Genomic DNA, 17,896 nt, shown 5'->3' with positions numbered 1-17,896 from the left:
TATCGCGCGTGTCAACGAGAGGAGCGCAACCATGCCAGCAAAATCCCAGGCCCAGCAGCGTGCCGCCGGGGCGGCGCTGTCGGCCAAGCGCGGCGACACGAAAATGAAGGATCTCAAGTCGCCGGCGAAGTCGATGGCCAGGTCGATGAGCGAGAAGGAGCTGGAAAAAATGGCTTCCACGCCGGTACACGGCAAACCCAGGCACAAGCACGATGCGTGAACGACGACGACGGCGTGCTGTGACGAGTGCTGTCATCCAGGAGGTATCCATGCTGCGATATGCCATCATCTTTTTCATCATCGCGATCGTCGCGGCCGTGTTCGGCTTCGGCGGCATCGCGGCCGGTGCTGCCGAGATCGCGAAGATTCTGTTCTACATCTTCGTCGTGATCTTCCTGGTGACGCTGCTGCTGGGGGTCGTGCGACGATGAGTAGCGCGCCCGACCGGTCGCAGCGCGTCGCGGAACTCGAGCACGCGCTCGCGATCGGCTTCCCGTCGCAATCGACCGTCGTCGTGCATGCGGACGACGCGTCCGGGCGGCTGACGATCCAGGTGTCGTGGGTGCGCGAGCCGGTCGACGAAAGCGCGCGCGAATGGCGCTGCGCGGTCGACCTGCGGTTCGATCCGGACGTGATCACGCGCTACGCGTCGCTCGACGCGGCCGACCGGCTGCGCGTGCGCACGCATCTGTGCGACAGTGCGCGACGCGCGGTGGATGAGCGCAAGCCGCGCGTCGAGGACACCGCGATCGAATGCAATGTGGCGCTCGACGTGACGCGCGCCGAATTCGACGCGGCACTGCGCGCGCCCTGACGCCGGAGCCGACACCCGCGGGGCACGGTCGCGATCGCTGCGCGGGCCTGTCCTGCCGCCCGCGCGCGCCGCGGCGCGGCTGCGCGCGCGTCGGCCGCTCACCGAACTGCATGAGGACCTTTCGATGACGCATCCCCCACCCGCTGGCAAGATACCGCCGCCCGCGCGGCCATACGGTAGCGCGAAGTCGCACCAGTTCGACGCGGTGCCGCGCGCATTCCCGGGCGATATCGGCCGGCACCGCGTGTGGGCGCGCGACGCGCAGGCGGCCGAGCCGCCGGCATAGCGCCCCGCGATCATGGACGCCGTCGTCGCGCTATTCGGACAGGGGCGGATGCTCGGCCCCGGCCAGATGGCGCTGCGCGCGATCGTGATATTCGTGGTCGCGCTCGTGCTGATCCGCATCGCCGGGCGCCGCGCGTTCGGCCAGCGTTCGCCGTTCGACTACGTGGTCGGGATCCTGCTCGGCGCGATCCTGAGTCGTGCGGTGGTCGGTGCGTCGCCGTTCGTGGCAACCGTCGCGGCCTCGTTCGCGATCGCGCTGCTGCATCGCGCGATCGGCTGGGCATGCGTGCGCTCGCGCCGGCTCGAGCGGCTGCTGGTGGGTGCCGAGCGCGAGCTGTATCGCAACGGCCGCTTCGACGACGCGCAGATGCGCGCCGCGTTGATCACGCCGACCGACATACGCGAAAGCGTGCGGCAGACGATCGGCGCGACCGATCTGGCCGACGTCGACGCGGCGATCCTGGAGCGCAACGGGCGCGTGAGCATCGTGCGCCGTAGCCGCTGCCGCAGGCCATAGCGTTGGCCACGGACGAGGCCAACGACGCCGCAAGGAGGACACGCATGGCACGCATGATCTGGAAAGGCGCGATCAGCTTCGGGCTCGTTCACGTGCCGGTGCAGCTGTTCCCGGCGACGCGCACCGTGAAGCCGTCGTTCCGGCTGCTCGACAAGCGTTCGATGGACCCGGTCGGCTATCGGCAGATCAACAAGCGCACCGGCAAGGAGGTCGCGCGCGAGGACATCGTGCGCGGCTACGAGTACGAGAAGGAGCGCTACGTCGTGCTGACCGATGACGAGATCCGCGCGGCGAACCCCGAATCGACGCAGAGCGTCGACATCGTCACGTTCGTCGACGAGGACGCCGTATCGTTCCTGTATCTCGACACGCCGTACTACCTGGTGCCCGACCGCAAGGGCGAGAAAGTCTATGCGCTGCTGCGCGACGCGTTGAAGGACAGCGGCAAGGTCGGTATCGCGCATGTCGTGATGCACGATCGGCAGCATCTCGGTGCACTGATCCCGGTCGGGCCGCTGCTCGCGCTCGATACGCTGCGCTGGCAGGAGGAACTGCGCCCGCTCGACGAGCTTTCGGTGCCGGCTGCCGACGCGAAGCGCGCGGGCGTCAGCGCGCGCGAGCTCGCGATGGCGAAGAAGCTGATCGACGACATGTCGGGCACCTGGACGCCGGACGAATACCGCGACACGTTCCGCGACGACATCCTCGAGCTGGTCGAGCGCAAGGTGCGCGCGGGCAGCGTCGAGGCGATCGAGGACCGGCCGGCGAAAACGGGGCGCGCGGCGTCCAACGTCGTCGACCTGACCGAGCTGTTGAAGCGCAGCCTGAAGGGCGGCGGCGCGCGTGCAGCCGGCGGCGCAGGCGACGAGGATGCCGCACCGTCCACGTCGCGAGCCGGCGGCGGGCGGCGCAAGCCGGCCGCGAAGGCACGCGTCACGCACGCCGCCGCGAAAGCCACCGCGAAAGCCACCGCGAAACGCACGGCCGCGAAGCGGGGTGCCACAGGCGCGCCTGCGGCGAAGAAAACCTCCGCGCGCCGGAAACACGCCGCATGACGCCGCACGACACGAGGTGACGCGATGCCCGGCAAGCTCGATCCCTATCGCCGCAAACGCCGTTTCGACGCAACGCCGGAGCCCGAAGGCGCGCACGGGGGGCGTCGCGCGAACGGCGATGCCGAATCGAAGAAGGTGCAACCGTCCGCACGCACGACCCGTCCGTTGCGGTTCGTGATCCAGGAACATCACGCGAGGCGGCTCCATTACGACTTCCGTCTCGAACTCGACGGCACGCTCAAATCGTGGGCCGTGCCGAAGGGGCCGAGCGTCGATCCGGCGGTGAAGCGTCTGGCCGTGCATGTCGAGGATCATCCGCTCGAATACGCGTCGTTCGAAGGCGAGATCCCGGCCGGGCATTACGGCGCGGGCTCGGTCGTCGTGTGGGACGAAGGCACGTGGACGCCCGACGGCGGCATCGCGCACGCGCGCGACGGTTATCGCGCGGGCAAGCTGACGTTCCGGCTCGACGGCGAAAAGCTGCACGGCGGCTGGGCGCTCGTGCGCAGCGGTCGGCAGCAGGGGCGCCAGCAGCAGTGGCTGCTGATCAAGGAACGCGACGATGACGCGCGCGACGCGGATGAATTCGACGTCGTCGCGCAGCGGCCGGGCAGCGTGCATGGCAGCGGAGCGGGGGCCGCCGATGCGCCGCCACGCTCGCGCGCGTCGCGCAGCGGCCGCGCCGCTTCGCCCGACGCGCGCGGCCCACGCGGTATGCGGCGCGACGGCAACGATCGAAGGCCGGCGGTCGAACCGGCGCGCGTCGAAGGCGCCGTCCGCGCACCGCTGCCCGAGCGCGTCGCGCCGCAACTCGCGACGCTGGTCGACGGGCCGCCCGCGCACGGCGACTGGCGCTACGAAGTGAAGTTCGACGGCTACCGGATTCTTGCGCGCGTCTCGGGCCGTGGTGCGCGGCGGCACGTCGCGCTGATGACGCGCGAGGGCCGCGACTGGACCGCGAAATTGCGCGCGCAGTGCGACGCGCTCGCCGCGCTCGATCTCGGCAATGCGTGGTTCGACGGCGAGGCCGTCGTGCTCGGCGAAACCGGCCTGCCCGATTTCCAGGCATTGCAGAACGCGCTCGGCGCGGGACGCTCGGACGCGGTGACGCTGTTCGTGTTCGACTTGCCCTATCTCGACGGCTATGACCTGCGCGATGCGCCGCTCACCGCGCGCCGCACGCTGCTCGAGCCGCTGCTGGCCGGCAGCGATCCCGCGCGACTGCGCTACTCGCCCGATCTCGGCGGCGATGTCGCGTCGCTGATCGCGAGCGCGTGCGACACGGGACTCGAAGGGCTGGTCGGCAAGCGTGCGGATTCGCGCTATCGCGCGGGCCGCTCGTCCGCATGGATCAAGCTGAAATGCCGGCGGCGGCAGGAGTTCGTGATCGGCGGCTACACGGAACCGTCGGGCAGCCGGCACGGCTTCGGCGCGCTGCTGCTCGGCGTGTATGAGCCGGCGCCGGACGGCAGGAGGCGGCGCGGCAAGCCGCCGCTGCACTATGTCGGCCGCGTCGGCACCGGGTTCGATGCACGGATGCTCGACCGGCTCGCCGCCACCTTGCGCAAGCATGAACGCGACACGACGCCGTTCGACCCACCGCCGCGCGAACGGTCGCGCACGCACGTGCACTGGATCGAGCCGACGCTCGTTGCCGAATGCGAATTCGCGGAATGGACGGGCGACGGCATCGTGCGGCAGGCGGCGTTCATCGCGCTGCGCGACGACAAGCCGGCGTCGCGGATCGTCCGCGAGATGCCGCGCCGCACCGAAACGGAGACGACGATGGGAGAACGCCACGCCGCGCACGACCAACCTGAACGCGCACCTCGCACGGATACGGCGAACGGACCCAGGCGGCGCGTGCGATCGCCGGCCGCCTCCGGCAGCGCGCGCGGCGAATCCGGCGCCGACCAGGTCGGCCGCGTGCGCATCACGCATCCCGATCGCGTGCTCGATCCGCCGCACGGCACGCGCAAGATCGATCTCGCGCACTACTGGCAATGGGTCGCGCCGTGGCTGCTGCCGGACCTGAAGGGCCGGCCCGTCTCGCTCGTACGCGCGCCGGGCGACATCGCGGGCGAGCTGTTCTTCCAGAGGCATGCGGAGCGCCGCGAGATCCCGTTCGTCACGCAGCACGAAGGGCTCGATCCCGGCCACGGGCCGCTGCTGTCGATCGACAGCGTCGATGCGCTGCTCGGCGCCGCGCAGATGGGCACGATCGAGCTGCACACGTGGAACGCGCATGCATCGAACATCGAGCGGCCGGACCGTATCGTGTTCGACCTCGATCCCGATCCGGCGCTGCCGTGGCGCGCGATGATCGACGCCGCGCAGCTCGTGCGCGGGCTGCTCGACGAGCTCGGCCTCGCGTCGTTCTGCAAGACGAGCGGCGGCAAGGGGCTGCACGTCGTCGTGCCGATCACGCGGCACGCGGGATGGGACGACGTGAAGGAATTCTCGCGCGCGATCGCGCAGCATGTCGCCGGTGCGCTGCCCGATCGCTTCACCGCGACGATGGGGCCGCGCCACCGGCGCGGCAAGATCTTCGTCGACTATCTGCGCAACGGCCGCGGCGCGAGCACGATCGCCGCGTATTCGGTGCGCGCGCGGCCCGGCATGGGCGTGTCGGTGCCGCTCGGCTGGGACGAGGTACCCGATACGACGGGTGGTGCGCAATGGACGATCGATACGCTCCGCGCGCGTCTCGACACGCTGAAACACGATCCGTGGGAAGGCTATGCCGACACGCGCCAGCGGATCACTGCGTCAATGCGCGCTCGGCTCGGTGACGCGTCGTGAGCGCGTCAGCGCCGATGCTGCTGCAGCCGGTGATACCAGTTCATCAGCGGCGTTGCGGAGATTCCGTGCACGATCACCGACGCCGACACGATGGCCAGCACGGGCGCCGCGAGCGGGCGTATCGTGCCGGACGGCCCGAGCTCCAGCGCGAACAGCAGGTAGTAGAACGAGCCGATCCCGCGTATCCCGAACCACGCCATCAGTCGCCGCTGCGCAAGCGTCGCGCGCGAACCGGCAAGCGTGGCCAGCACCGCGAACGGCCGCACGACGACGAACAGCACGGCGGCCAGCGCGGCCGTGCCCCACGTGATCAGCGGCCCCGGCAGCGTCGCGAGCACGCTGCCGATCATCGTCATCACGACGGCTTCCGCGATCCGTTCGAGTTCGATCGTGAAGCCGAGCACCGATTCGGCCATGTACGCGTGCGCTTTATCCGGATGCTTCTCGGTCGCGACCACGTCCGCCGAATCGATCTGGCCGATCACTTCGCGCGGCGTGCGGTCGCCGCTTGCGCGATGCTCGACGCGGCGCATCGCGACGCCGGCCGCGAACGCCGCGATGAACCCGAACGTATGCGCGAACTGCGCGGCGCCGAACGACAGCACGATCAGCGCGAGCGCGAAGAAGCCTTCGAGGCCGAGCGCCTGCGCGTGACGCGTGCGCAGCCAGCCGATCGTCTTCGTCGTCACCCAGCCGAGGCCGCCGCCGATCGCGGCCGCGCCCGCGATGCCCCACAGCGCGGCGAGCGCGAACGCGCCCGACAGCGGCGGCAGCCCGTGCGTCGCGTCGTGCGCGCCGCACAGCGCGAGCCCGGCCAGGGCGAACGGCAGCGCGATCCCGTCATTCAGGCCGCCTTCGCCCGACAGCGCGAAGCGCACGAGATCACGATCGCCCGGGTCGTGCACCTGCACGTCGTGCGCGAGCACGGGGTCGGTCGGCGCGAGGATCGCCGCGAGCAGCAGCGCGGGGCCCAGGTCGAGCCCGAGCGCGAGCACCGCGCATGCGGCGAGCAGCGGCACGGTGATGCTCATCGCGAGCAGCCCGAGGCGGCACGGCACGAGCCACAGTTTGTCGGACAGCGGCACGCGCAGCCGCAGCCCGATCGCGAACAGCGATACGAGCAGCGCAACTTCGACGATCTCGCGCAGCAGCCGCGCATCGCGCGCGAGGTCGAGATTCAGCAGCCCGGCGCCGGTCGGGCCGAGTGCGACGCCCAGCGCGAGATAGATCATCGCGGCGCTGCACGGCAGGTGGCGCAGCGCGGACGTCGCGATGCCCATGGCCAGCAGCACCGCGCCGATGATCAGGTACCACAGCGTTTCGTGCATGCGTGTAGCCGGGGCAGGTCGATACGGCGGTCGCGCGCGCCGTCAGGGCTTGCGGCCGAATGCCTCGCGCAGCTTGCGCTTCGCGCGTTCCAGCGTCGCGCGGCGCGTTTTCGGCAGGTTGCGGCCCGCGCGGTTCACGTAGAAGTTCAGCATCGACATCGCCGACTGGAACGGCGATGCCTTGCGGCGGCGGCTGTGCTCGGCCGAACGCTTCAGCGACGCGGCGATCGCGCCCGGATCGTCGGACTTGAAGATGTCGGGCTCGATGTCGAGCGCGTCGCTCTTTTGCGTGACTTCGCCGGACCAGCGCTTGCGGTGTTGCGGATCGGTATTGCGGGCGCGACCCGGGTGTCGCGTCAGGCGCTTGCCGTGCGCGTGGGAAGCGGAAGCTGAAGACATTGGATGGGCTCCGTATGGGGTCAGAGGGACGTAGTACGGATGTTGGCGACGCAAATCGCGTGCCGTGCGGCGCGCATCGCATGCGCGGCGAACCCGTGCCGCCGGCGGCATGGGTCTTGCTGACAAAGACAAGCTGGACATGCCATCCCGCCACCACGCAGGAGGACATCATGCAATCGAATTCCCGGATCTGGCTGGGGAACGATGAGACCGACGGCGAGGCGATCGACGCCGACGATCTCGATACGACGGTTCAGGTCGACGTCGCAACGGGCAGGATCATGTTTCATGCGGCGTGGGCGCTGGCGGCCGAGCCGCCGCCCGAGACCGCGCGGCATTCGGTCGTGCTCGTGCTCGACTGCGACACGATGGAGCGTTATGCGGATCTCGACGAAAGCACGCGGAGGCGCGTGCATGCGCTCCTGCACGACACCGTGCAGGACATGCTCGACCGTGTCCCCGACGTCGACGAGAACGTGACGCTGACGGTCGAGTTGACCGACGCGATGCTCGACACGGCGCGTCACCTGCAGTAACCGTATCGGCGCGGGCGCGCGCGGCTGTCGTCCGGTCGCGGGTCGAACCCCGGCCGATGCGTTGACGCGCGCAATCCGGGGCACGGCCGGCACGCGGATTGCTGCACGACCGGCACGGCACGACGCGTGCCGCCATTCCGACGGAGGCGCTCATGAGCGGCAGGCTGGACCATTGCAAGGTGGCAATCCTCGCGGTCGACGGCTTCGAGGAAGCCGAACTCGTCGAATCGCAGCGTGCGCTGGCGGCCGAAGGTGCACAGGTCGACGTGATTTCGCAGAAGCGCGGCGAGATCCAGGGATTCAGGCACGTCGACAAGGGCGAGCGCGTGAAGGTCGACCGCACGTTCGACGATGCGCGCGAGGGCGATTACGATGCGGTCGTGCTGCCCGGCGGCGTCGTGAACGGCGACGCGATCCGGATGATCCCCGCGGCGCGCGAGTTCGTGACGGCGGCCGTCGGCGCCGGCAAGCCGATCGCCGCGATCTGCCACGGCGGCTGGCTGCTTGTGTCAGCCGGGCTCGTGGACGGGCGCACGATGACGAGCTGGCCGAGCCTGCAGGACGATATCCGTCATGCGGGCGGCAAGTGGGTCGACGAGGAGGTCGTGCGCGACGGCAACCTGATCACGAGCCGCAAGCCCGACGACCTGCCCGCGTTCAACGGCGCGCTGGTCGATCGTCTCGCGGCGCGGGGCGCATAAACCGATGCCGGCCGATTCCACCCGCCGCGTCACGCTGGCCGACGTGCCGCCCGAGTTCGACGGCGCGGCGCTGCAACTGCGCTTCACTGTCGACGTCGACGGCCAACCGGAAACCTGGGCGATCACGGCCGAGGCGCTCGAGGATCATTTCGGCGCGCCTTCCGCGCTGGAAGCCGACCTGCGCGAGGCGTTCGAACGCGGCCGTGCGCGTATCGAAACCGCGTGCGCGGAAGCGCTGGCCGACGGCACTGGCGGCCTGGTGCTGCATAGCGGCTATTTCCGCGCGCCGACGGGCACCGCGAGGGCCGGCCTGTCTCGCCCGCGGCAGTCCTGACCCGTTGGCTGTTTCCTCGCACGTTTGCTCTGGCTGGCGTCCGCCATTACATGCGGTTGAAAACTTTGCACCGACCGCCGGACGCTTCGCAGTGCCACATCGCGCCGCGCGCGGGCGGCGTGGACGGTCGTCGCATCGTGCGCATTGGCATGGTCCCTGCGTGCATTTTCCCGACGCCGGCGCGCAATGTGCGCCGCATGCCGATGCGACGCCGTTGTCGCATCGCGCGCAGCCTTCAACGGGGAAACGAGCATGCTGACTGCCCACGAATTTTCCGCGCTGTTCCTGGTGCATCGCGCACCGGAACAGATCCAGACCGACCGCGAGGATGTCGTCGCGCTGGTCGAACAGCACCTGATCGTGATGCAGCACGACGACGCGTCGGGCGAGCACCGGCCCGCGCTGACGGCCGACGGCCTGTCGGTCCTGCAGTGCGTGCAGCGCAATGACGCGGGCGAGCCCGACGTCACCGACACATGACGGACTGACGCAGGCGCGGCGTTCACCGTGCGATCGCGACGGGCGCGTTGACCGGCACGACGGGCGTGTGGCCGTCGAACGGCGGCGCGTACAGGAAGCGGTCGATCACGCCGGCCTCGAACAGCAGGCAGTACGTCGAGCCGCCGAACTGGAAGTAGCCGATCTCGTCGCCCTTGTCGACGCGCTGGCCCGGCACGGCCTCGATCACGCACGACGACACGTCGCCCATTCCGATGAATACGGCCGCCACGGTGCCGACGCCCGGATCGTCGCTCGCGATCGCGACGATCGCGCGTGCGGCGACAGCCGTCATGTAGCCCTGCGAGTCGTTGAGCCCGGCCGGGTCCGGGCCTTCCGCTTCGGCGACCGAGTAGTAGGTGCCGTCGATCCGGTAGGCATGCGTGACGAGGCCGCGCACCGGTGCATGCCAGCGATGGTAGTTGTATGCGCTGAGATAGGCCTGGTAGAGATCGCCGCCGACGAAGCGTTCGGCGAGCGGCAGCCACGCGGGCGCGAAGATGTCGCGCAGCGAATAGGGTTGCGCCTTGATCCAGAACGTGTCGCGCATTTTCACGTTCGACTCGGTGTGATACGGCGCGGCCTCGCACGCGCTGACGATCACGTGCGGATCGTCGGGTGCGGCGACAGGCCGTGCGCCATCGCGAAAGCGCCGCGTAAAGAAGTCGTTCCACGAATCGAAGCCTCCGTGCGGCTGGTCGTCGCGATACCGGAACTGCGACAGGCCGATGCGCTGGCGCGCTTCGTCGCAGAACCAGCCGTCGGGTGCCGACGTGTCGAGATGCGCACGCGAATGCGGGCCGCCGAGGAAATCGCACCACACGTTCAGCACGCGTTTCAGTTGCGCGTTTACGGCTGCGTCGCGAAACACCGCGTGGCCCGACGGCATGCACATCGGCCAGTCGAGGAACGCGTTCAGCGGGCACACGATCAGGCTCGATTCGCTGAACGGCGGCGTGTAGCTCATCAGGTGGTCGATCACGGTCATCAGCTCGGCGATCGATGCGTAGCCGAGCCGGCGGCCGGCTTCGACGGCCTCGTCGATCGCGCGGGTCAGAGCCATGCGCAGCACGGGATCGTCGTCGAACAACCGCGCGAGATCCTGTACGGCCGGCGTGCGCAGATGCTCGCCGGCATTTGCGCGGGCGTCGGCCGCGATCTTTTCGCGGAACGCGGCCATGTGCGCTTCCTCGCGGGCCAACCATTCGCCGAGCCGATGGCGCGTGGCGGGCGGCGTGTTGCAGTCTGTCGGCATCGTCATCTCCGGGAATGGATACGGGGTAAGTACGCATAGCAACATGCTTGCCTGGCGGCGGCATCGAAATTGCTGCGATCGTTCGACCGGTTTTTATGACACGGGAGAAGCAAGATGAACGCGGTTTCGAATGCGCGACAGACGAAGAAGGATCCGGGATCGGCCGACGAGCGTCGCGGCGGCGGGCAGCATACGCCGACGCCGACGCATACGCGGGCGGCCAAGGCAACGTCGCGCGAGACGCGGCGGCGGCAGGAACGCGGCGCGAGCGGGCCAGTGACCACGAGCGGCGGCGACGCGGCGGGCAAGCCGCTTTGGGAGGACGACGGCGGCGCGTTGCCGCCGGAAGAGTGGTCGTAAGATGCAAGCGGTATCGGGGCCTGCACAAAATCGATTACGGACGGCAGTTTCGGTCGGAAATCGATTACGGGCGTCCAAAATCGATTATCTGCGGCGTGATTTGCGCAAAATCGATTCCGGTACGGCACGTGCTACCCACGTCCAAGCGGGTTTCAATCGCCGGCATGCGCCGCAACGAGCACCGCAACCGGCATCGCAGCCAGACAGCGATCGAGCCTGAGCAAGCCGCCCGCCGCGTCGATTTCGTCCTGCGCATTCAGCCAGTCCGACCACGGCCCGTCGGCTCCGCGCGGCAGCACGACCGCCGTATCGCCCCATAGCGTGGGCTCGACACGCGGCAACCCGGGCGCTTCGCCGAGCAGCCGGCACGCGAGCCGCGTCGTCACGATCACCACGGTGGCCGCATCGTCGCACCGCGCGAACGCAACCGCATGACGCCCGAGCTTGCCGCGCACGCGCAACGGGACATACGCCCCATCAGCAAACGTCGCCGGCCACCGCGCGCGCAGCGCCAGCATCCGCTCGACCAGCGCCCGTTTCACGCGCGCATCGGGCCATGCGGGCAGGTACGACGCGACCGGCCCGTCGACCCGTTCGGCCGCGAGCGTCGCGAACGGCACGTCGCGCCGATTGTCCGGATCGACGAGCGAGTGGTCCCATAGCTCGGTACCTTGATAGAGATCGGGCACGCCGGGCGACGCCATCCGCAGCACGGCCTGCGTGAGGCTGTTGACGACGCCGGCCGGCGCGATCCGCGCGACGAACGCATGCAGCCGGTGCACGAAATCGCCGGCGCCGCGCGGCGTCAGGATTGCGCGAACGAACGCTTCGCAACCGCGCTCGTAGTCCGCATCGGGCGCGAGCCAGTCCGTATGCTGCTTCGCTTCGCGCAGTGCCTTCGTCTGCCACCGCACCACGCGGTCGGCGAGCGCCGCGAGAGCCGTTGCATCGTCGGGTGCGAGTTCCGGCGGCCAGCAGCCGACGAGCGTCTGATACAGCGTCGCCTCGGCGGCCGGCCCCGGCGCCCACGCAAGGTCGCGCTGCGCGCCGCCGCGATGCGACAGGTTGAGCGCGGACCAGTCGAGCGACACCGCGCGCCACGCGTCGGGCATCTCGCTGAGCACGGCCTGTCGCGCACGCGCATCCTCGCCGCGCTTGTGGTCGTGCGTGGCTGTTGCGACGAGCGTATGCGGCATGGTGCGCGCGCGGCGCCGGTTGCGCGCATGGAATGCGCCGCGCGACAGGCTGAAGTCGTCCGCGTCGGCGCCGACCTCGTTGCGCGACAGCAGCCGGCCGTAGCGATAGTTGGCCGTATCCTCGACGCCCTTCGCGGCCAGCGGCGCGGTGAGCTGCGCAAATGCGACGCGCGCTGCCTGCAGCGCGGTGGCGTCCGCACGCGGCACGTGCACGACCGGCAACCCGAGCCACGCGGCGACGCGGTCGAGCGCGTAACGGTCGGCCGGATCGACGGCCGCGCATGCGCGTTCATAGGCATGCGCGAGCACCCGGCGGTCGGCGTTCGACGGCTCGTCGTCCCGCGCCGGATACATCCGGTACACGGGCAGCCGCACCGCGAGTTCGCGCAGCACGCGCTGAATCGCGATCAGGCTGACGTCGCGCGTCGCGGGCGAGGCGCGCGCAATGCCGTGCAACGCACGCGCGACGCGCGCATGCTCGACGGCGAGCTGACGCATCAGCACGCGCCGCTTGCCGTCGAGCGCCTCCTGCGCGAACGTGCGCGACGAACCTGAAATAGCCGCCCAGTGCGCGGCCAGCGGCGCGGCGCCGGCCGGATCGTGCAGCAGCGCGCCGACGTCGTTCATGAAGTCGTAGCCGGTCGTGCCATCGACGGCCCAGTCGGCGCACAGCGTCTCGCTGCGCGCGAGGATCTTCTCGACCACGACATACGGCCGCGCGTCGCGCTGCGCGGCGAGTCGCGCATGCAGCCGGCGGCAGTACGCGCGCGGATCGGCGAGGCCGTCGACGTGATCGACACGCACGCCGTCGACGAGCCCGGCCGCATGCAGGCGCAACGGCAGCGCATGGACGGCGTCGAACACTGCATCGTCGTCGACGCGCATGGCCGCGAGCGTCGCGATGTCGAAGAAGCGCCGCCAGTTCAGTTCGTCGGCGGCCGTGCGCCACCACGCGAGCCGGTAGTGCTGGCGTTCGAGCAACCGGTGCAGGCACGCGCGCGAGCGCGCACGGCGCGGATCGGCGCCGCGCAGCACCGCGTCGAGCGCATGCGGGCCGTGCGCGGCCGCGTAATCGCGCAACGCCGCGTGCGCGGCGGCCAGCCGCGCGCTGTCGCGTGCCGGCGCGGCGTCGAAGCGTTCGGCGAGCGCGTTCAGGTCCGCGCGGTTCGCGACGCGCAGGATGTCCGCATAGGTGGCGGCGGCGACCGGCAGCCTTCTGCCCGGGCACGCAACGAAGAAGCGCCCGGTGGCCGGATCGGCGCCGAGCGCGATGTCGCCGGCCGCGAGCGCGTCGCCGTACGGTGCGCCGAGGCAGGGCAGCAGTACCTTGCCGTCGAGCGTCGCGTCGGGCGGATGCCAGTCGATGTCGAAGTAGCTTGCGTACGGGCTCGCGGGCCCCCATTCGAGCACGTCGTTCCACCAGCCGTTCGACGATCCGCCGACGCCCATGTGGTTCGGCACGATGTCGACGATCAGGCCGAGGCCGCGTGCGCGCAGCGCGTCGACGAGCCGGACGAAGCCGGCCTCGCCGCCGAGTTCGGCACTGAGCGCGCCGTAGTCGACGGTGTCGTAGCCGTGCAGCGAACCGGGTTCGGCCGTCGAGACCGGTGACAGGTACAGGTGGCTCACGCCGAGCCGCGCGAAGTAGTCGACATGTGCGGCTGCGTCGTCGAACGTGAAGCCCGCATGCAACTGCAGCCGCAGCGTCGCGCGCGGTGTCATGGGCCGCGCTCGCGCGAACGGCGTGCGTGCACGATGGCCGCGATGCGTTCGCGCACGTCGGCGTCGAATAGCGCGTCGATCGCGCGCGGCAGGCGCTGCCGCCAGTTCGGATGGCCGCACGGCGGCCCCGGCAGGTTCGGCTGCGCGTCCAGCGCGAGCAGATCCTCGAGCGGCAGGATCGCGAGCGGCGACGGGCTGCGCGCGACGTACGCGAGTATGGCGCCAACGGGCGGCGCGCTGGCCGGCGGGACAGCACGGTCGGCGGGCGCACAGCCCGCGTGCTGCAACGCGCGCCACAGCGCCGCGCGTTCGGTTGCGCGTTCCGCCTGGGCGGCGATCAGGTCGGAATGGGACGCAGGCGGGGGCATGGCGGGCGCGGTGCTGCCTGCTTCCGTGCGGGGCACGGCGTCGTGCCCGAGCGCTGCGTGTTGCACGATTTCGTTCGAGTCATGCGCACTCGCATCGCTCGGCGCGGTGCCGGCCACATCGTGCGCGCCCGCTGCGTTGCGCTGTTTCGCGGCGTCGGCCGCCACCCGCCGCCACCCCAGATCGACCCCACGCCACCAGCCGGCCACGGTCGGCAAATCATGCGTCGACGTCATTGCGATCGCATCGCGATCCCACGCCGACGGCGGCCGGAACGCGCCGCTCGCGTCGCGCTCGAACCACAGCACGCGCGTTCCCGCGATGCCCTGCGCGCCGAGCCGCTCGCGAAAACCGGCCGGCACCGTGCCGAGATCCTCGCCAATCGCGATTGCGCGATGGCGGGCCGCTTCGAGCGCGACGAGCCGCACGAGGTCGTCGACCGGATAGCGCAGGTACGCGCCGTCGCGCGGCGTGCCGCCGTCCGGCACGATCCATATCCGCGCGAAGCCGAGCACGTGATCGATGCGGATGCCGCCCGCATGCGCGAACGCGGCGCGCAACAACTCGACGAACGGCGCGAAACCGTCCGCACGCAGCGCGGCGGGCGTCCACGTCGTCACGCCCCACGCCTGGCCGGCCGCATTGAACAGGTCGGGCGGCGCGCCGAGCGACACGCCGCGCAGCAGCGTCGGGCCGTGCGCCCACGCGTCGCTGCCGGCCCGATCGGAGCCGACCGCGAGATCGGCGATCAGCCCGGTCGCCATGCCGGCGCCGCGCGCCACGTGCTGGGCGTCGCCGAGCGCGCGCGCCGCGCACCATTGCAGGAATGCATGGAACGCGATCGTGTCGGCATGCGCGTGCGCGAAGGCGTCGACCTCGGCCGAGGCCGGCATGCGCCACGGCGCCGGCCAATGCCGCCAGTCCGCACCGATCCCGTGTTCGATGCAGAACGCCTGCAGCGCATCGAAGCGCGCATGTGCGTCGAGCGCCGCGCCGCCCGTCGCGCGAAACCGCTGGAACGCGTCGCGCGATGGATCGTCGCCGGCGCGCCATGCATCGAAGTGCGCGCGCAGGCGGCGCAGCTTCATCGGCAGTACGCGCGGCCAGTCGATCAGCGGCATGTCGATCGCATTGGCCGCGTCGGGCACGTGACGCGCGGCTTCGGCGCCCGGCACCGCGTCGCAGTCGAGATACGCGACGTTGTGCCAGCGCCGCGACGACGGCGAATACGGGCTGTCATGTGTGGGTAGCGCCGGATAGCCGGCGTGCGTCGGGCTGATCGCCACCGCTTGCGCGCCGTGCCGCGCCGCGTGCGCGGCCAGCCGCGCGAGCGCGGTGTAGTCGCCCGCACCGTCGTCGCCGGTGCGGCGCAGGCTGTAGAGTTGGGCTGCGATGCCCCAGCGGCTGTCGGCGCCTGCTGCGCGCGCATCGAACGGGCGGGCGCGCGGCGGTGCGATCGCGAGCCCGATGCGCTGATCTTCGATGTCGAGCACGTGATAGCCGGGCATCGCGAGTGGCGGCAGCGTGCCGTGCGCGTCTACGCGTCCGTCGACATGCCCGCCGGTCTCGAGCGCGATCCGGAAGCGCGCGCCAGGCGGCGCGATCGTCGCCGGCAGCATCAGCGGCAGGCCCGCGTCGCCGGTGACGATGCGCGGCGCCTCCGCGTTCGCATCGGCGAGCGCCGCCGCGCTGTCGACCCGCTGGATCGCCGTGCCGCACGGCCAGCCGAGCGCATCGACCAGCGCGACGAGCGCTTCGTCGTCCACCCGCCGCGCGACGCCGCCCGCGTCGGTCCAGTCGGTGTCCAGTCCGGCCGCACGGGCGAGTTCCGCGATCGAGACGTCGGTCGTCATGATCGCCTCCGCCCGTTCGCGCGGTGATTGAGCGCATCGTGATTGACTGCGCCGTCGCGCCACGCGATGCAGGTCCGTGGCGGCAGCCGCTGGTCGGGCAGCCGGTCGCGCGCGCGCGGCGGCGTCTCGAACACGATCTTGCCGACCGGCAGCGCGGGCAGCGCCGCGTCGTGCGAACCGAGGTTCAGCGCGATCGTCAGCGTGCTGCCGTCGCCGAGACGCCAGCGCGCGACGAGCGCCGGCGGATTGCCGTCGCCCGCGAGCAGGTCGACGCCGAGCGCGCGCGCGCCGGCCAGGTGCGGCGTCACGAGTGCTGCGCGAACCGTCAGCGCGCTGCGATAGAAGCGTCGCCATGCGGCGGCGTCGGGCCAGGTGTCGTCGGCCGGGTGGCTCGCCGACGAGCGGACGAACGTCGCGATGTCGTTCGGATCGGGAATCGCGGCGCGATGCACGGCGTCGGCGAACGCGGGAAACGCCGCGAATTCGCGGCGCCGGCCTTCGCGCACGGCGTCGGCGAGCGCGCCGCGATAGTCGGTGAAGAACTGGAACGGCTGCGTGCTGCCGTCTTCCTCGCCCATGAACAGCAGCGGGATCGGCGGCGCGAGCAGCATCAGCGCGGTGGCTGCGCGCACCGCATCGTCGTTCGCGAGCGCGCGCAGCCGTTCGCCGAACGCGCGGTTGCCGATCTGGTCGTGGTTCTGCAGGAACGTGACGAACGCGGTCGGCGGCAGGTGCGCACTCGGCTCGCCGCGCGCGGCGCCGTCGTGCAGCGGCGACGGTTCGCCCTGGTACGCGAAGCCTTCGCCGAGCGTGCGCGCGAAATGGCGCAGCGGCGCATCGGCGTAAGCGCGGTAGTAGCCGGCGCGCTCGCCGGTCAGCAGCACGTGCGCGCTGTTGTGGAAGTCGTCGTTCCACTGTGCGTCGAAGCCGCCGGGCCCGAGCAGGCTCGCCGTATTGCGCTCGTTCTCGAGCACCAGGTGCACGTGGCGCGCGTCGCCCGCATACGCGCGCACGCGGCGCGCGAGTTCGCGCAGCCACGCGTCGTTGTCGATCGCGTGCGCGGCGTCGATGCGCAACCCGTCGAAACGGTATTCGTCGAGCCAGTACAACGCGTTCCCGATGAAAAATGCACTCGTCTGCGCGCGCGAAAAGTCGATCGCGGGCCCCCACGCGGTCTGCCGGTCCGCGCGGAAGAACGCGGGCGCGTAGCGCGGCAGCAGGTTGCCTTCGGGGCCGAAGTGGTTGTAGACGACGTCGAGGAACACCTGCAGCCCGAGCCCGTGCGCGGCATCGACCAGCGCCTTCAGTTCCTCGGGCCGTCCGTACGACGCGTCGGGCGCGAACGGCAGCACGCCGTCGTAGCCCCAGTTGCGCGCGCCGGGGAACGCATTGACGGGCATCAGCTCGATCGCGGTCACGCCGAGCGCGGCGATGGCCGGCAGGCGCCGCGCGACGCTCGCGTAGCCGCCGCACGCGCCGACGTGCAACTCGTACAGCACCGTCTCGTGCCACGGGCGGCCGCGCCACGCGTCGTGGCACCAGCGATACGCGGCCGGATCGACGACCTGGCTCGGGCCGTGCACGCTGGCAGGCTGGAAGCGCGACGCGGGATCGGGCACCGCGAGCTCGCCGTCGAGCCGGTAGCGATACAGCGTGCCGGGGCCGCACGGCGCGACCGCCTCGAACCAGCCGTCGCCGACGGGTGTCATCGCGAACGTGTGGTCGCGCTGGTCGTGCAGCTCGACGGCGGCCGTGCGGCTCGCGGGCGCCCACAACCGGAAGCGCGTGTGATCGGCATCGATGCAGGTCGCGCCGAACGACGATTCGAACGCGTGCGTGCCGGGTGGACGGGCGGAACCTGACGTCATGGCGATC

Annotated in this window: 18 protein-coding genes; 12 read left to right on the top strand and 6 right to left on the bottom strand. The window is 70.7% G+C overall.

Annotated elements, in window-relative coordinates:
- Positions 1-31 precede the first annotated feature (31 nt).
- From CUJ89_RS34895 to ligD, 7 genes are all read left to right on the top strand, one after another.
- Complete coding sequence (locus CUJ89_RS34895; RefSeq protein WP_114181993.1) at positions 32-220, top strand: DUF3008 family protein; 189 nt, start codon at positions 32-34, stop codon at positions 218-220.
- A 49-nt stretch (positions 221-269) separates the two neighbouring features.
- Positions 270-431, top strand: a complete 162-nt coding sequence (locus CUJ89_RS34890) for a DUF1328 family protein (protein WP_027792525.1) — start codon at positions 270-272, stop codon at positions 429-431.
- Positions 428-814: a DUF3022 domain-containing protein gene (locus tag CUJ89_RS34885; RefSeq protein WP_114181992.1), complete on the top strand. Its 387-nt coding sequence runs from the start codon at positions 428-430 to the stop codon at positions 812-814. Before CUJ89_RS34890 ends, CUJ89_RS34885 begins: the two co-directional genes overlap by 4 nt.
- A gap of 124 nt (positions 815-938) precedes the next feature.
- Complete coding sequence (locus CUJ89_RS38140; protein WP_161556583.1) at positions 939-1,100, top strand: hypothetical protein; 162 nt, start codon at positions 939-941, stop codon at positions 1,098-1,100.
- Positions 1,101-1,112: 12 nt separating this feature from the next.
- Positions 1,113-1,616: a DUF421 domain-containing protein gene (locus CUJ89_RS34880; protein WP_114181991.1), complete on the top strand. Its 504-nt coding sequence runs from the start codon at positions 1,113-1,115 to the stop codon at positions 1,614-1,616.
- 44 nt (positions 1,617-1,660) lie between these two features.
- A complete protein-coding gene (locus CUJ89_RS34875) occupies positions 1,661-2,671 on the top strand; it encodes a Ku protein (protein WP_114181990.1) in 1,011 nt (336 codons plus the stop codon).
- 24 nt (positions 2,672-2,695) lie between these two features.
- On the top strand, positions 2,696-5,473 hold the full coding sequence (gene ligD, locus CUJ89_RS34870) for a DNA ligase D (protein ID WP_114181989.1): 2,778 nt from the start codon (positions 2,696-2,698) through the stop codon (positions 5,471-5,473).
- 5 nt (positions 5,474-5,478) lie between these two features.
- Here the strand turns inward: ligD and CUJ89_RS34865 are convergent, their stop codons facing one another.
- Both CUJ89_RS34865 and CUJ89_RS34860 read right to left on the bottom strand, forming a co-directional pair.
- A complete protein-coding gene (locus CUJ89_RS34865) occupies positions 5,479-6,801 on the bottom strand; it encodes a cation:proton antiporter (protein WP_114181988.1) in 1,323 nt (440 codons plus the stop codon).
- Between the two features lie 42 nt (positions 6,802-6,843).
- Positions 6,844-7,200: a DUF3175 domain-containing protein gene (locus CUJ89_RS34860; RefSeq protein WP_114181987.1), complete on the bottom strand. Its 357-nt coding sequence runs from the start codon at positions 7,198-7,200 to the stop codon at positions 6,844-6,846.
- A 170-nt stretch (positions 7,201-7,370) separates the two neighbouring features.
- On the opposite strand from CUJ89_RS34860, the gene CUJ89_RS34855 reads away from it, so the two are divergent.
- The 4 genes from CUJ89_RS34855 to CUJ89_RS34840 all read left to right on the top strand — a co-directional run bounded on the left by CUJ89_RS34855 (position 7,371) and on the right by CUJ89_RS34840 (position 9,251).
- Positions 7,371-7,736, top strand: coding sequence for a hypothetical protein (locus CUJ89_RS34855; RefSeq protein WP_114182466.1), 366 nt, complete (start codon positions 7,371-7,373; stop codon positions 7,734-7,736).
- Positions 7,737-7,888: 152 nt separating this feature from the next.
- Positions 7,889-8,437, top strand: a complete 549-nt coding sequence (locus CUJ89_RS34850) for a type 1 glutamine amidotransferase domain-containing protein (protein ID WP_114182465.1) — start codon at positions 7,889-7,891, stop codon at positions 8,435-8,437.
- Between the two features lie 4 nt (positions 8,438-8,441).
- Positions 8,442-8,771, top strand: coding sequence for a DUF1488 domain-containing protein (locus tag CUJ89_RS34845; protein WP_114181986.1), 330 nt, complete (start codon positions 8,442-8,444; stop codon positions 8,769-8,771).
- A gap of 252 nt (positions 8,772-9,023) precedes the next feature.
- Positions 9,024-9,251: a hypothetical protein gene (locus CUJ89_RS34840; RefSeq protein WP_114182464.1), complete on the top strand. Its 228-nt coding sequence runs from the start codon at positions 9,024-9,026 to the stop codon at positions 9,249-9,251.
- A 22-nt stretch (positions 9,252-9,273) separates the two neighbouring features.
- Here CUJ89_RS34840 and CUJ89_RS34835 read toward each other — a convergent pair whose 3' ends face one another.
- Positions 9,274-10,524 (bottom strand): phosphatidylserine decarboxylase family protein, encoded by a 1,251-nt coding sequence (locus CUJ89_RS34835; RefSeq protein ID WP_114182463.1) that lies wholly within the window; start codon positions 10,522-10,524, stop codon positions 9,274-9,276.
- A gap of 114 nt (positions 10,525-10,638) precedes the next feature.
- On the opposite strand from CUJ89_RS34835, the gene CUJ89_RS38135 reads away from it, so the two are divergent.
- Positions 10,639-10,884, top strand: coding sequence for a hypothetical protein (locus CUJ89_RS38135; protein WP_161556582.1), 246 nt, complete (start codon positions 10,639-10,641; stop codon positions 10,882-10,884).
- A gap of 152 nt (positions 10,885-11,036) precedes the next feature.
- Here CUJ89_RS38135 and treY read toward each other — a convergent pair whose 3' ends face one another.
- Genes treY through treZ form a run of 3 tightly spaced genes read right to left on the bottom strand, consistent with a single transcriptional unit; the run spans position 11,037 to position 17,889 of the window.
- Positions 11,037-13,802, bottom strand: a complete 2,766-nt coding sequence (treY, locus tag CUJ89_RS34825) for a malto-oligosyltrehalose synthase (RefSeq protein WP_114181985.1) — start codon at positions 13,800-13,802, stop codon at positions 11,037-11,039.
- Positions 13,799-16,021, bottom strand: coding sequence for a 4-alpha-glucanotransferase (gene malQ / locus CUJ89_RS34820; protein ID WP_114181984.1), 2,223 nt, complete (start codon positions 16,019-16,021; stop codon positions 13,799-13,801). The genes treY and malQ overlap by 4 nt, the downstream gene beginning before the upstream one ends.
- Positions 16,018-17,889: a malto-oligosyltrehalose trehalohydrolase gene (gene treZ / locus CUJ89_RS34815; protein ID WP_114181983.1), complete on the bottom strand. Its 1,872-nt coding sequence runs from the start codon at positions 17,887-17,889 to the stop codon at positions 16,018-16,020. The genes malQ and treZ overlap by 4 nt, the downstream gene beginning before the upstream one ends.
- Positions 17,890-17,896 lie beyond the last annotated feature (7 nt).

The organism is Burkholderia pyrrocinia (genome assembly GCF_003330765.1).
Lineage (GTDB): Bacteria > Pseudomonadota > Gammaproteobacteria > Burkholderiales > Burkholderiaceae > Burkholderia > Burkholderia pyrrocinia_B.
The sequence above is the reverse complement of the archived record's forward strand: the minus strand, read 5'-3'. Positions and strand labels throughout refer to the sequence as shown.

Bases quoted from the DNA above. Each gene is read 5' to 3' on its own strand.
- CUJ89_RS34895 (WP_114181993.1), top strand. From the start codon at position 32: ATGCCAGCAAAATCCCAGGCCCAGCAGCGTGCCGCCGGGGCGGCGCTG.
- CUJ89_RS34890 (WP_027792525.1), top strand. From the start codon at position 270: ATGCTGCGATATGCCATCATCTTTTTCATCATCGCGATCGTCGCGGCC.
- CUJ89_RS34885 (WP_114181992.1), top strand. From the start codon at position 428: ATGAGTAGCGCGCCCGACCGGTCGCAGCGCGTCGCGGAACTCGAGCAC.
- CUJ89_RS38140 (WP_161556583.1), top strand. From the start codon at position 939: ATGACGCATCCCCCACCCGCTGGCAAGATACCGCCGCCCGCGCGGCCA.
- CUJ89_RS34880 (WP_114181991.1), top strand. From the start codon at position 1,113: ATGGACGCCGTCGTCGCGCTATTCGGACAGGGGCGGATGCTCGGCCCC.
- CUJ89_RS34875 (WP_114181990.1), top strand. From the start codon at position 1,661: ATGGCACGCATGATCTGGAAAGGCGCGATCAGCTTCGGGCTCGTTCAC.
- ligD (WP_114181989.1), top strand. From the start codon at position 2,696: ATGCCCGGCAAGCTCGATCCCTATCGCCGCAAACGCCGTTTCGACGCA.
- CUJ89_RS34865 (WP_114181988.1), bottom strand. From the start codon at position 6,801: ATGCACGAAACGCTGTGGTACCTGATCATCGGCGCGGTGCTGCTGGCC.
- CUJ89_RS34860 (WP_114181987.1), bottom strand. From the start codon at position 7,200: ATGTCTTCAGCTTCCGCTTCCCACGCGCACGGCAAGCGCCTGACGCGA.
- CUJ89_RS34855 (WP_114182466.1), top strand. From the start codon at position 7,371: ATGCAATCGAATTCCCGGATCTGGCTGGGGAACGATGAGACCGACGGC.
- CUJ89_RS34850 (WP_114182465.1), top strand. From the start codon at position 7,889: ATGAGCGGCAGGCTGGACCATTGCAAGGTGGCAATCCTCGCGGTCGAC.
- CUJ89_RS34845 (WP_114181986.1), top strand. From the start codon at position 8,442: ATGCCGGCCGATTCCACCCGCCGCGTCACGCTGGCCGACGTGCCGCCC.
- CUJ89_RS34840 (WP_114182464.1), top strand. From the start codon at position 9,024: ATGCTGACTGCCCACGAATTTTCCGCGCTGTTCCTGGTGCATCGCGCA.
- CUJ89_RS34835 (WP_114182463.1), bottom strand. From the start codon at position 10,524: ATGCCGACAGACTGCAACACGCCGCCCGCCACGCGCCATCGGCTCGGC.
- CUJ89_RS38135 (WP_161556582.1), top strand. From the start codon at position 10,639: ATGAACGCGGTTTCGAATGCGCGACAGACGAAGAAGGATCCGGGATCG.
- treY (WP_114181985.1), bottom strand. From the start codon at position 13,802: ATGACACCGCGCGCGACGCTGCGGCTGCAGTTGCATGCGGGCTTCACG.
- malQ (WP_114181984.1), bottom strand. From the start codon at position 16,021: ATGACGACCGACGTCTCGATCGCGGAACTCGCCCGTGCGGCCGGACTG.
- treZ (WP_114181983.1), bottom strand. From the start codon at position 17,889: ATGACGTCAGGTTCCGCCCGTCCACCCGGCACGCACGCGTTCGAATCG.